At 71.2% G+C, this 12,563-nt stretch carries 13 protein-coding genes and 1 tRNA gene; 12 read left to right on the plus strand and 2 right to left on the minus strand.

Annotated elements, in window-relative coordinates:
* The first annotated feature begins 46 nt into the window (after nt 1–46).
* Both SNA_RS12510 and SNA_RS12515 read left to right on the plus strand, forming a co-directional pair.
* Nucleotides 47–508: a GNAT family N-acetyltransferase gene (locus SNA_RS12510; RefSeq protein ID WP_030071851.1), complete on the plus strand. Its 462-nt coding sequence runs from the start codon at nt 47–49 to the stop codon at nt 506–508.
* A gap of 43 nt (nt 509–551) precedes the next feature.
* The gene (locus tag SNA_RS12515) at nt 552–1,121 is read left to right on the plus strand and encodes a histidine phosphatase family protein (RefSeq protein ID WP_030071853.1); all 570 of its coding nucleotides are present in this window, start codon (nt 552–554) and stop codon (nt 1,119–1,121) included.
* A gap of 51 nt (nt 1,122–1,172) precedes the next feature.
* Here SNA_RS12515 and SNA_RS12520 read toward each other — a convergent pair whose 3' ends face one another.
* Nucleotides 1,173–1,949 (minus strand): helix-turn-helix transcriptional regulator, encoded by a 777-nt coding sequence (locus SNA_RS12520; RefSeq protein ID WP_044364969.1) that lies wholly within the window; start codon nt 1,947–1,949, stop codon nt 1,173–1,175.
* A 334-nt stretch (nt 1,950–2,283) separates the two neighbouring features.
* On the opposite strand from SNA_RS12520, the gene SNA_RS12525 reads away from it, so the two are divergent.
* The 7 genes from SNA_RS12525 to pstS all read left to right on the plus strand — a co-directional run bounded on the left by SNA_RS12525 (nt 2,284) and on the right by pstS (nt 8,899).
* Nucleotides 2,284–2,475, plus strand: coding sequence for a DUF1059 domain-containing protein (locus SNA_RS12525; protein WP_030071857.1), 192 nt, complete (start codon nt 2,284–2,286; stop codon nt 2,473–2,475).
* A gap of 192 nt (nt 2,476–2,667) precedes the next feature.
* A complete protein-coding gene (gene argC, locus SNA_RS12530; RefSeq protein WP_030071858.1) occupies nt 2,668–3,696 on the plus strand; it encodes an N-acetyl-gamma-glutamyl-phosphate reductase in 1,029 nt (342 codons plus the stop codon).
* The gene (gene argJ / locus SNA_RS12535; RefSeq protein WP_044364972.1) at nt 3,693–4,874 is read left to right on the plus strand and encodes a bifunctional glutamate N-acetyltransferase/amino-acid acetyltransferase ArgJ; all 1,182 of its coding nucleotides are present in this window, start codon (nt 3,693–3,695) and stop codon (nt 4,872–4,874) included. The genes argC and argJ overlap by 4 nt, the downstream gene beginning before the upstream one ends.
* Nucleotides 4,871–5,797: an acetylglutamate kinase gene (argB, locus tag SNA_RS12540; protein WP_030071862.1), complete on the plus strand. Its 927-nt coding sequence runs from the start codon at nt 4,871–4,873 to the stop codon at nt 5,795–5,797. The genes argJ and argB overlap by 4 nt, the downstream gene beginning before the upstream one ends.
* Nucleotides 5,794–7,032, plus strand: coding sequence for an acetylornithine transaminase (locus SNA_RS12545; protein WP_030071864.1), 1,239 nt, complete (start codon nt 5,794–5,796; stop codon nt 7,030–7,032). Before argB ends, SNA_RS12545 begins: the two co-directional genes overlap by 4 nt.
* A gap of 8 nt (nt 7,033–7,040) precedes the next feature.
* Nucleotides 7,041–7,586 (plus strand): arginine repressor, encoded by a 546-nt coding sequence (locus SNA_RS12550; RefSeq protein ID WP_044364973.1) that lies wholly within the window; start codon nt 7,041–7,043, stop codon nt 7,584–7,586.
* A 185-nt stretch (nt 7,587–7,771) separates the two neighbouring features.
* On the plus strand, nt 7,772–8,899 hold the full coding sequence (gene pstS / locus SNA_RS12555) for a phosphate ABC transporter substrate-binding protein PstS (protein WP_030071869.1): 1,128 nt from the start codon (nt 7,772–7,774) through the stop codon (nt 8,897–8,899).
* Between the two features lie 105 nt (nt 8,900–9,004).
* Here the strand turns inward: pstS and SNA_RS12560 are convergent.
* Nucleotides 9,005–9,078 (minus strand) — tRNA-Pro (locus tag SNA_RS12560).
* A gap of 142 nt (nt 9,079–9,220) precedes the next feature.
* On the opposite strand from SNA_RS12560, the gene SNA_RS12565 reads away from it, so the two are divergent.
* The 3 genes from SNA_RS12565 to argH all read left to right on the plus strand — a co-directional run bounded on the left by SNA_RS12565 (nt 9,221) and on the right by argH (nt 12,510).
* Nucleotides 9,221–9,628, plus strand: a complete 408-nt coding sequence (locus SNA_RS12565) for a DUF488 domain-containing protein (RefSeq protein WP_044364975.1) — start codon at nt 9,221–9,223, stop codon at nt 9,626–9,628.
* 171 nt (nt 9,629–9,799) lie between these two features.
* Nucleotides 9,800–10,993, plus strand: coding sequence for an argininosuccinate synthase (locus SNA_RS12570; protein ID WP_030066529.1), 1,194 nt, complete (start codon nt 9,800–9,802; stop codon nt 10,991–10,993).
* Between the two features lie 86 nt (nt 10,994–11,079).
* Entirely contained in the window at nt 11,080–12,510 is a 1,431-nt protein-coding gene (argH, locus tag SNA_RS12575; RefSeq protein WP_044364977.1) for an argininosuccinate lyase, read from the plus strand.
* The last annotated feature ends 53 nt before the right edge of the window (nt 12,511–12,563 follow it).

Here is a 12,563-nt window from a genome sequence, read left to right on the forward strand (position 1 = left end):
GCCCGCCGGTTCGACGCCGCCCCCGCCCGTCTGCCAACCTCCCGGCATGACCGCTCCTCCGCTCGAAGCACCCGACGGCTACGAGATCTCCACCGACCCGGCCCGACTGGACGCCGGCCTGGTCCACCGCTGGCTGTCCACCGACGCCTACTGGTCCATGGGCCTGCCCCGCGCGCAGTACGAGCGGGCCGTCGCCGGGTCGCTCAACTTCGGTCTGTACGAGACCGGTTCGGGGCGACAAGCGGCGTATGCCCGGGTAGTGACCGATCACGCCACCTTTGCCTGGCTCTGCGATGTCTACGTCGCCCGCGACGACCGCGGCAAGGGACTGGGCACCGCCCTGGTGGAGGTCATAGCCGACCACCTGGCGTCCTGCGGGCTGCCCAGGATCACGCTCGCCACCAAGGACGCGCACGGGGTGTACGAGAAGATCGGCTTCCGGCCGCTGGCCGCGCCGGAGCAGTGGATGACGATGGGGCTGATGGACCCGGGACCCCTCGGTATCTGATCAAAACGGCCGACCGGATCGGCGGTACCCCTACCATCGGCGAATGCACGTTCGCCTCAAACTGCTCGCCGCCGCCCGCAGCTCCATGCTGCTGGAGACCCGGTTCGAGGACGACCGCCCGCTCGACGCCGCCGGGTGGCAGAAGGCCGAGCGCGCCGCGCCCGTCCTGTGCCGGCTCGCCGCCGCGGAGCTGCGCTACTGCTCGCCGTCGGCGCGCTGCCGGGAGACCGGTGAGGTCCTCGGCCTCACCCCGCTCGCCCAACCGGCCCTGCGCGACTGCGATATGGGCCGCTGGCGCGGCCGGACCCTGGCCGAGGTCACCGCGGCCGAACCGCGCGCCGTCGACGCCTGGCTCGCCGATCCCCGCTCCGCCCCGCACGGCGGCGAGTCGCTGCTGTCCTTCATCACCCGCATCGGCACCTGGCTCGACACCCGGCCCCCGGGGGACGGCGCCGGTCTGGTGGCCGTCGCCGAGCCCAATGTCGTACGCGCCGCCCTGACCTATGCGCTCCAGGCGCCCCCGCACACGTACTGGCGGCTCGACGTCCAGCCCCTGTCGGTGACGACCCTGCGGGGGCGCGCGGGCAACTGGAGCCTGGCACTGGAGGCGTGAACCCGGCCCCGGTACGGCCGGTCACGAGGTGGACCCCGGCCCGGCCCGCGCTCATCGGTGCCCGGCCACCATCCCCGTCCACGATGTCGGCCGCACCGCATCGCCCCTGGTCAGCCAGGCGTTCGCGGCCTCCACCCGGCCGCCGACGCGCAGCTTCGCGTAGGCGTGCTCCAGGTGTTTGTCGACGGTGCGGGGGCTGATGGCCAGCCGGTGGGCGATCTGCTGATTGGTCAGGCCGTGCGCGAGCAGGGCGAGGACGGCGGACTCGCGGCGGGTGACCTCGCAGCGCAGAGCAGGCGGCGGGGCCAGGCGGCGCAGGACATGGGCGAGGCGGGTGCGCAGCAGGGCGGCGGTCAGGACGTCGTCGTCGGTGAAGTCGGGGCCGCTGCGGTTGATCACCAGACAGATGCTGCGGGGTGTGCCGTCCACGTAGCCGCCGGAAAAGGACATCGCGAGCTGCCGCTCGGCGCCGAGGGGCCGGTAGACGTCGTGGTAAGCGGCCAGCGCGTGGTAGGCGCGGTCGCTCTGGAGGGTCGAGCGGCGCAGCGGGGTTCCGGTGGCGGTCCAGGTGTGGGCGACCAGCGGGTCGGCCGGTGCATGGCGGTCGAAGGCGGCCTGGCTGTCCAGGGTCACCAGATCCGCGGGGAGGGTGGTGGGGGTGCGGTGCGTGGGGTCGGGGCTGGGTGCCCAGACAATGCTGTCGCCCGGTACGGCGTCGAGCAGCAGTGGGAGCAGGGCCGGAACAAGGCTCTCCTCGTCGACGGCATCGATCAGGAGGTCCACGACGTCAAAGATGCGTCGCAGACCGGCCTCCGCGGCCGTGCTCATGCATCCAGCGTGGGCGGCGGCGCGGGGCCGCGTCAAGGTGCCGTTCGGCCCACCGGCGGGGCGCCATCACCGCCGTGGGCACGGACCGTACGCAGGGACCGTACGCAGGGAACCTCCGTGGGGTTGCCGCCCGGCCGGCCGGGGGAAGACCGGCCGGGGGCGTCGGCCGCGCATGGCGGCCGACGGCGTGAACGCGGTTGGCCGGACCGCTCCACTTCACTCCAGCAGGCGGAACGGGCTCCGCGCCATACGGGATTCCCCGTATGCGGGCGCCCGGCGGGTGTGCTGACATTCCCGATATTCCGGGCCGACACTGGAGGGGAGGAGGTGCGCCATGCGGAAGATGGTCGACTGCCGGGATCACCCCAGCGAGATGCACTGCACCCTCGTGATCGCCGGTGAGGAGGAGGAAGTGGTCCGCGCTGCCACCGAGCACGCCGTGTCCGTCCACGGCCACACGGACGGCCCCGAGCTGCGCGCACAGATCCGCTCCGCCCTCAAGGACGAGGCGGTGCAGCACGCCTGACCGCCACGGGGTGCGCAAGGGTCCGGCACCTACGGGGTGCGCGAGGGGTTCCGGCGCTGCGGACGGTGGGTCGGCCGCGGCGCCGGGCGCGCGCCCGACGAGGGGCCCGCGCCGGGCGCGCACCGGAAGAGGGGCGCGCGTTGCATAAAACTGCCGCTGTCCGTATAGTCATGCCATCAAGGAGGAGGGTCCATGACGGTACGAGCAGCAGTGGCCGGAGCGAGCGGATACGCGGGAGGTGAGGTCCTGCGTCTGCTTCTGGCGCACCCCGAGGTCGAGATCGGCGCGGTCACCGGACACTCCAGCGCGGGCCGGCGCCTGGGTTCCCTCCAGCCGCATCTGCTCCCGCTGGCCGACCGGGAGCTCGCGGCCACCTCCGCCGAGGCGCTGGCCGGCCATGACGTCGTCTTTCTCGCGCTGCCGCACGGCCAGTCCGCCGCGGTCGCCGAACAGCTCGGCCCCGATGTGCTCGTCGTCGACTGCGGCGCCGACTTCCGGCTGAAGGACGCCGCCGAGTGGGAGACCTTCTACGGCTCGCCCCACGCGGGCACCTGGCCCTACGGCCTCCCGGAGCTGCCCGGAGCCCGCGCCGCGCTCCAGGGGGCCAAGCGCATCGCGGTCCCGGGCTGCTACCCGACCGCCGTCTCGCTCGCCCTCTTCCCCGCCTACCAGGCCGCCCTCGCCGAGCCCGAGGCCGTCATCGTCGCGGCCTCCGGCACCTCCGGCGCGGGCAAGGCGGCCAAGCCGCATCTGCTGGGCTCCGAGGTCATGGGCTCGATGAGCCCGTACGGCGTCGGCGGCGGCCACCGGCACACCCCCGAGATGATCCAGAACCTGAGCGCCGCGGCGGGCGAGCGGGTCGGCGTGTCCTTCACCCCGACCCTCGCGCCGATGCCCCGCGGCATCCTCGCCACCTGCACGGCCAGGGCCCGGCCCGGCGTGGACGCCGCCGCCGTACGGGCCGCGTACGAAAAGGCGCTGGCCGACGAGCCGTTCGTCCGGCTGCTGCCGGAGGGGCAGTGGCCCTCGACCGCCGCCGTGTACGGCTCCAACGCCGTCCACCTCCAGGTCACGCTGGATACGGCGGCCGGCCGGATCATCGCGATCAGCGCCATCGACAACCTCACCAAGGGGACCGCGGGCGGCGCCGTCCAGTCCATGAACATCGCCCTCGGTCTCGACGAGACCACCGGACTTTCGACGATCGGAGTCGCGCCGTGAGTGTGACGGCAGCCAAGGGATTCACGGCGGCGGGTATCGCCGCCGGCATCAAGGAGAACGGCAACCCGGACCTCGCCCTCGTGGTGAACAACGGGCCGCGCCTGGCCGCCGCCGGAGTCTTCACCTCCAACCGCGTCAAGGCCGCACCGGTCGTCTGGTCCGAGCAGGTCCTCAAGGGCGGCCGGGTCTCCGCCGTCATTCTCAACTCCGGTGGCGCCAACGCCTGTACGGGCCCGCTGGGCTTCCAGGACACCCACGCCACCGCGGAGAAGGTCGCCGAGGCGCTGGCCGGCCACAGCGCGGGCGAGGTGGCCGTCGCCTCCACCGGACTGATCGGCCTCCGGCTCCCGATGGACAAGCTGCTGCCCGGGGTCGAGCAGGCGGCGGCCGAACTGACCGACCACGGCGGCGAGAAGGCCGCCATCGCCATCAAGACCACCGACAGCGTGCACAAGACCGCGCAGGTCAGCGGTGGGGGTACCGCCGGGCCGGAGGCCGGGGGAGGCTGGACGGTCGGTGGGATGGCCAAGGGTGCCGGCATGCTCGCCCCGGGCCTGGCCACCATGCTCGTGGTGCTCACCACCGACGCCGACGTACCGGCCGACGCCCTGGACACCGCGCTGCGCGCCGCGACCCGCACCACCTTCGACCGGGTCGACTCCGACGGCTGTATGTCCACCAACGACACCGTCCTGCTGCTGGCCTCCGGCGCCTCCGGCATCGTTCCCGACCAGGACGATTTCGCCGAGGCCGTCCGCACCGTCTGCGCCGACCTCGCCCGCCAGCTCATCGGCGACGCCGAGGGCGCCAGCAAGGACATCCGTATCGAGGTGATCAACGCCGCGAGCGAGGACGACGCCGTCGAGGTCGGCCGGTCCATCGCCCGTAACAACCTCCTCAAATGCGCCATCCACGGCGAGGACCCCAACTGGGGCCGGGTGCTCTCCGCGATCGGCACCACCTCCGCCGTCTTCGAGCCCGACCAGCTCAATGTCGCCATCAACGACGTCTGGGTGTGCAAGAACGGCTCGGTGGGGGAGGACCGCGACCTGGTCGACATGCGCTACCGGGAGGTCCGCATCACCGCCGACCTGGCCGCGGGCAAGGAGTCCGCGGTCATCTGGGCCAACGACCTCACCGCCGACTACGTCCACGAGAACAGCGCGTACTCCTCATGACCACGACCCGTAAGCACACCGCGCTCCCCAAGGCCCGCACCCTCATCGAGGCGCTGCCCTGGCTGACCCGGCACCACGGCAAGACCGTCGTCATCAAATTCGGCGGCAACGCCATGATCGACGAGGAGCTCAAACGCGCCTTCGCCCAGGACGTCGTCTTCCTGCGGCACGCCGGGCTGCGCCCCGTCGTCGTGCACGGCGGCGGCCCGCAGATCAGCGCCCAGCTGGATCTGCTCGGTCTGGAATCGGAGTTCAAGGGCGGCCTGCGGGTCACCACGCCCGAGGCGATGAACGTCGTACGGATGGTGCTGGCCGGCCAGGTCCAGCGCGAGCTGGTCGGCCTGCTCAACGAGCACGGCCCGCTCGCCGTCGGCATGACCGGCGAGGACGCCCAGCTGATGACCGCGACCAAGCACTTCGCCGAGGTCGACGGCGAGCGGGTGGACATCGGCCGGGTCGGTGAGATCACCGCCATCGACCCGGGCGCGGTCGAGGCGCTTCTGGACGACGGCCGGATCCCCGTCATCTCCTCCATCGCCCGCAGCAGCGACGACGGCGACGACTTCGGCGTCTTCAACGTCAACGCCGACACCGCCGCGGCCGCCCTGGCCGCCGCCCTCGGCGCCGAGACGCTGATGGTCCTCACCGACGTCGAGGGCCTCTACGAGGACTGGCCGAACAGCGACGAGGTGATCTCCCGCCTGACGGCCGCCGAACTGGAAAAACTGCTGCCCGACCTGGCCAGCGGCATGGTCCCCAAGATGCGGGGCTGTCTGCACGCCGTACGCAACGGTGTGCACACCGCCCGGGTCATCGACGGGCGGGTCCAGCACTCGATCCTGCTGGAGATCTTCACCGACGAAGGAATCGGCACGATGGTCGTGCCGGACGCGGACACCGAGACGACCGAGGGGACGGCATGAACGGGGCGGCACACGGCGGGGGACCGGCGGACAACGCGGGACTGACCCGGCGCTGGCAGGGCGCGATGATGCACAACTTCGGCACCCCCCGGCTGCCGCTGGTCCGTGGCGAGGGCGCCGTGGTGTGGGACGCCGACGGCAACTCCTACCTCGACTTCCTCGGCGGTATCGCGGTCAACTCCCTGGGCCACGCCCACCCCGCGATCGTCCGGGCGGTCTCCGACCAGGTCGCCACCCTCGGCCATGTCTCCAACTTCTTCGTCGCCGAGCCCACCGTGGCCCTGGCCGAGCGGCTGCTGGCGCTGGCCGGCGGCCGCCCCGGCCGGGTCTACTTCTCCAACTCCGGCGCCGAGGCCAACGAAGCCGCCTTCAAGATCGGCCGGCTCACCGGACGCACCCATATGGTCTCCACGGCCGGCGGTTTCCACGGCCGCACCATGGGCGCCCTGGCCCTGACCGGCCAGCCCGCCAAACAGGCCCCGTTCGCCCCGCTCCCCGGCGACGTCGACCACGTCCCGTACGGGGACGCCGAAGCCCTCCGCGCCGCCGTCACCACCGACACCGCGCTGGTCATCCTGGAGCCGGTCCAGGGCGAGAACGGCGTGGTCGTCCCGCCGCCCGGCTACCTCCGGGCCGCCCGCGAGATCACCGCCGCCACCGGCACCCTCCTCGTCCTCGACGAGATCCAGACCGGCATCGGCCGCACCGGCCACTGGCTGGAGTCCCAGGCCCAGGGCGTCGAGGCCGATGTCGTCACCCTCGCCAAGGGCCTGGGCGGCGGCCTCCCGATCGGCGCGACGCTGGCCTTCGGCCCGGCCGCCGACCTGCTGAGCCCCGGCTCGCACGGTTCCACCTTCAGCGGCAACCCGGTCGTCTGCGCCGCCGCCCTCGCCGTCCTGGACACCCTCGACAAGGACGGCATCCTGGAGAACGTCAAGCGCGTCGGTGAGCGTCTGCGCAGCGGAATCGAGGCGCTGGGGCACCCAATGGTCCGCCAGGTCCGCGGTGCGGGCCTGCTCCTGGGTATCGTCTTGACCGAGCCCCTCGCGCCCCAGGTGCAGCAGGCGGCTCAGGACGCGGGCCTCCTGGTGAACGCGGTCGCGCCGGACGTCATCCGGCTCGCCCCGCCGCTGATCGTCTCCGACGAGCAGGCGGATACGTTCCTCGGGAAGCTCCCCGCCGTCCTCAACACGGCCCGCCAAGGGGCCGACGGGGAACAACGATCCGGAGACTGACACCAACGATGACCGAGCCGCAGGAGACCGGGTCGCCCAACGGCGGCGGCCCGGCGGTACCGCAGACCCGCACCGCCCGCCACCGCCGGATCGTGGACATCCTCAACCGGCAGCCGGTCCGCTCCCAGAGCCAGCTCGCCAAGCTGCTCGCCGACGACGGCCTGTCCGTCACCCAGGCGACGCTGTCGCGCGATCTGGACGAGCTGGGCGCGGTCAAGATCCGTAACACCGGCGGCGAGCTGATCTACGCGGTGCCCAGCGAGGGCGGCGACCGCAAACCGCGCGCGCCTCTGGGGGAGTCCGCCAAGGAGGAGCGCATGCGCCGCCTCTCCGGCGAACTCCTCATCTCCGCCGAGGCCTCCGCCAACCTCGTCGTCCTGCGCACCCCGCCCGGCGCCGCCCAGTTCCTGGCCTCGGCCATCGACCAGGCCGAACTCCACGACATCCTCGGCACCATCGCCGGTGACGACACCCTGCTGCTGATCAGCCGCGATCCGGCCGGCGGACAGGCGCTGGCGGACCATCTCCTGCGGCTGGCCCAGGGCGCGCACTGACCCTTCCGGCCCCGCCCTTCACCCTCCGTGCGGATTTATGTGCATATAGTGACCGGCGGTGCGGTGGTGAGCCCGTGACGTCCTGCTGCGGGCGGCGCCGCCGTACGGTCATGCGCCGCCGGAGCGCGGCGTCACCACCTCTGCTGCGTCGGCCGGGGCCGGTCCGCAGGAAGGAGCGCTGAAAAGTGAAGCTTCGGCGGAAGGGCGGGCCGCGCAGCACGGCGGCCGGTACGGCGGTCCTCTGCGGCGCCCTGGTCCTGGCGGGCTGTTCGGGCAGCAGCTCCGAACCCTCCGGCAGCGCGCCGGTCAGCACCGCCGCGGGTGGTATCGCCTGCGGCAAGGCGGCCACGCTGAACGCCTCGGGCTCGACGGCGCAGCAGTACGCGATGAAGTACTGGATCAAGAACTACACCCAGGCGTGCCACGACACCAAGATCAACTATGACGGCAACGGCTCCGGGGCCGGCCAGAAGGACTTCCTGCACGGCAAGACCGCCTTCGCCGGATCGGACTCCCCGCTCAGCGCCGACCAGGTGAACCAGTCCAAGAAGGTCTGCACCGGCGGCGGCCACGCCGTCCACCTGCCGGTCGTCGCCGGACCGATCGCGGTCGCCTTCCACCTCCCCGGCGTCGACCGGCTGATCCTCGACGCCCCCACCCTCGCCAAGATCTTCAACGGGCAGCTCACCAAGTGGAACGATCCGGCGATCGCGCAGCTCAACAAGGGTGCCAAGCTGCCCGCGACGCCGATCAAGACGTTCCACCGCGCCGACTCCTCCGGCACGACGGACAACTTCACGGCCTATCTCGCCGCCACGGCCCACGGCGCCTGGCCGTATGCGCACAGCAAGGAGTGGCCCGCCAAGGGCGGCCAGGCCGTCACCGGATCCTCGGACCTGGCCACCCAGGTGCAGCGGACCGAGGGCGCGATCGGCTATGTCGACCTGCCGTATGCCGTCGCCCGCATGCTGCGCACGGTCTCGGTCGACACCGGCGCCACGGCCCCCGCCGACGCCAATGTGATCGCGTCCTCCCATGCGATCGCCGGTGCCAAAACCGTCGACACGGGCAATGACGTCCTGCTGAAACTCGACTACGCGACCAAGGCGCCGGGCGCCTACCCCATCAACGCGGTCACCTACGAGATCGTCTGCAACAAGGGCAACAAACCGGCGACCTGGCCCGCCACCAAGGCGTTCCTGACCTATGTCGCCAGCCCGAAGGGGCAGCAGAACCTGACCTTCCAGGGCTATGCGACGCTTCCGGCGAGCGTCGTGAACAAGGTCCGCAGCGAGATCGGCATGCTGTCGTAACCCGGCGTGGGGCACCGTGACCCGGCGTGGAAGAACCTCACGCGGCATGGGAAAGGCCCGCCGATCCGGGATTTTCTCCCGTATCGGCGGGCCTTTGTCGCACCGTCGGGACGACAGGATTTGAACCTGCGACCCCTTGACCCCCAGTCAAGTGCGCTACCAAGCTGCGCCACGTCCCGGTGCTCGTGCCGACCGGAAGAGTCCCGGCCGGGGCGTGCAGAAGAAAAATACCCTGTCCCCGGCCCTGATTCCAAAGCGGGGCCCCTTCCGGCCGATTCCGGGCATCCGGGCGGGCGCTGCCGGGCCGTGTTTGGATGAGGTATGACCCGAAAATCCCGTAATGCCGGTTCCTACCGAGAAGGTGCACGTTCTGCCGGTATTCGTGTGCGCCGGGTGTACGACGCTCCGGAGCCGGACGACGGCGCCCGGGTGCTGGTGGACCGGCTGTGGCCGCGGGGGCTGTCGAAGTCCGATGCGGCGCTGGCCGAGTGGTGCAAGGACGCGGCGCCCTCGTCGGAGCTGCGGCGCTGGTACGGCCATCAGGAGGGGCTCTACGACGCCTTCGCCGAGCGCTATCGCGAGGAGCTGGCCCAGGACGCGGTGCAGCCCGCGCTGGACCGGCTGCGGGAGCTGGCGGCGGACGGGCCGCTGACGCTGCTCACCGCGACGAAGGACGTGGGGCGAAGTCATGTGCAGGTACTCCTCGATCTCCTGGGCGAGGACTCCTGACGGCACGAGGGCTCCCGATTCCGTACGGCGGTCCCTGTCGAACCGCGCCCGGCACCCCTTCCGGCGCTCCGTCCGTGCGTCACTGACCTGCGCTTTCGGTGATGCATTGACGAAACATACGGTGGAGTGCATACTTATACCCATCAGCGTATGCACCGTAAGGAGAATCCCGTGACCGAGCGCGTCGTACTCGCCTACTCGGGCGGCCTGGACACCTCTGTCTGCATCGGCTGGATCGCCGAGGAGACGGGCGCCGAGGTCATTGCCGTTGCCGTGGACGTCGGCCAGGGCGGCGAGGACCTGGACGTCATCCGCAAGCGTGCGCTCGCCTGCGGCGCGGTGGAGGCGGAGGTCGCCGACGCCAAGGACGAGTTCGCCGAGGAGTACTGCCTGCCGGCGATCAAGGCCAATGCGCTGTACATGGACCGCTACCCGCTGGTCTCGGCGCTCTCCCGGCCGACGATCGTCAAGCATCTGGTCGCCGCCGCCAAGAAGCACGGCGCGACCACCGTCGCCCACGGCTGCACCGGCAAGGGCAACGACCAGGTCCGCTTCGAGGCCGGTATCTCCTCCCTCGCCCCCGACCTCAAGTGCATCGCCCCCGTGCGGGACTACGCGATGACCCGGGACAAGGCGATCGCCTTCTGCGAGGAGAAGAACCTCCCGATCGCGACGACCAAGAAGTCGCCGTACTCCATCGACCAGAACGTCTTCGGGCGGGCCGTGGAGACCGGCTTCCTGGAGGACATCTGGAACGGTCCGATCGAGGACGTCTACGAGTACACCCAGAACCCGGCGACCCCCCGCGAGGCCGACGAGGTCGTCATCACCTTCGAGCAGGGTGTCCCGGTCGCCCTGGACGGCAAGAAGGTCACCGTTCTGGAGGCGATCCAGGAGCTCAACCGGCGGGCCGGCGCCCAGGGCATCGGCCGGATCGACATGGTCGAGGACCGGCTGGTGGGCATCAAGTCCCGTGAGGTGTACGAGGCGCCGGGCGCGATCGCGCTGATCACCGCGCACCAGGAGCTGGAGAACGTCACCGTCGAGCGCGAACTGGCCCGCTACAAGCGGCAGGTCGAGCAGCGCTGGGGCGAGCTGGTCTACGACGGCCTGTGGTTCTCCCCGCTCAAGCGGGCCCTGGACGGCTTCATCGACGAGGCCAACCAGGCCGTCTCCGGCGACATCCGGATGACGCTGCACGGCGGCCGCGCGGTCGTCACCGGCCGGAAGTCCGACCAGTCGCTCTACGACTTCAACCTGGCGACGTACGACACCGGCGACACCTTCGACCAGTCCCTCTCGAAGGGCTTCATCGAGCTCTTCGGTATGTCCAGCAAGATCGCGTCCAAGCGCGACCTGGCCTGAGCCCTTCTCGTTACGTACGAAAGCCGCCTCCTCGCCCTCGCGGCGAGGAGGCGGTGCCGCACATTCCACCCCTCCGAGGAGCAGCAGTGAGCAGCAACAGCGGTGACGTCCGGCTCTGGGGCGGCCGTTTCGCCGCCGGACCAGCGGACGCCCTGGCCCAGCTGTCGGCATCCGTCCACTTCGACTGGCGGCTCGCCCCGTACGACATCGCCGGATCCCGTGCGCACGCCCGGGTCCTGCACAAGGCGAAACTGCTCACCGAGGACGAGCTGACGCGCATGATCGCCGGGCTCGACCAGCTGGAGGCCGATGTCGCCGACGGCTCGTTCACCGGCACCATCGCCGACGAGGACGTCCACACCGCCCTGGAGCGCGGGCTGCTGGAGCGGCTCGGCCCGGACCTCGGCGGCAAGCTGCGGGCCGGCCGCTCCCGTAACGACCAGGTGGCCACGCTCTTCCGGATGTATCTGCGCGACCACGCCCGGATCATCGGCGGGCTGATCGCCGACCTCCAGGAGGCGCTGATCGGCCTGGCCGAGGCGCACCCGGACGTCGCCATGCCGGGCCGGACCCACCTCCAGCACGCCCAGCCGGTGCTCTTCGCCCACCATGTGCTGGCGCACGTCCAGTCGCTGTCGCGGGACGCGGAGCGGCTGCGGCAGTGGGACGAGCGCACGGCCGTCTCGCCGTACGGGTCGGGCGCGCTGGCCGGCTCCTCGCTCGGCCTGGACCCCGAGGCGGTCGCCGCGGATCTGGGCTTCGAGCACGGCAGCGCGGGCAACTCGATCGACGGTACGGCCTCGCGGGACTTCGTCGCCGAATTCGCGTTCATCACGGCGATGATCGGCGTCAACCTCTCCCGTATCGCCGAGGAAGTCATCATCTGGAACACGAAGGAGTTCTCCTTCGTCACCCTCGACGACGCCTTCTCCACCGGCTCGTCGATCATGCCGCAGAAGAAGAACCCGGACATCGCCGAGCTGGCGCGCGGCAAGTCGGGCCGGCTCATCGGCAATCTGACCGGTCTGATGGCCACGCTCAAGGCGCTGCCGCTCGCCTACAACCGCGACCTCCAGGAGGACAAGGAGCCGGTGTTCGACTCCTGTGACCAACTGGAGGTGCTGCTCCCGGCGTTCACCGGCATGATGGCCACGCTGACGGTGCACCGCGAGCGGATGGCGGAGCTGGCCCCGGCCGGGTTCTCGCTGGCCACCGATATCGCGGAGTGGCTGGTGCGGCAGGGCGTGCCGTTCCGGGTGGCGCATGAGGTCGCGGGGGAGTGCGTCAAGGAGTGCGAGGCGCACGGCATCGAGCTGGACCAGCTCACCGACGAACAGTTCGCCAAGATCTCGCCGCATCTGACGCCCGAGGTCCGCGGCGTCCTCAACGTCCCCGGCGCGCTGGCCTCGCGCAGCGGCCGCGGCGGCACCGCGCCCTCGGCGGTCGCGGTCCAGCTCGCCGAGGTCCGGGCCGATCTGGCCGCACAGCAGGAATGGGCGGCGGCCAAGCGGAAGTAGCGCACGACGGCAGCCTTCAGGCGGCCCCCGTCCGGTCATCGGGCGGGGGCCGC

The sequence above is a fragment of the Streptomyces natalensis ATCC 27448 genome (assembly GCF_000935125.1).
GTDB lineage: Bacteria > Actinomycetota > Actinomycetes > Streptomycetales > Streptomycetaceae > Streptomyces > Streptomyces natalensis.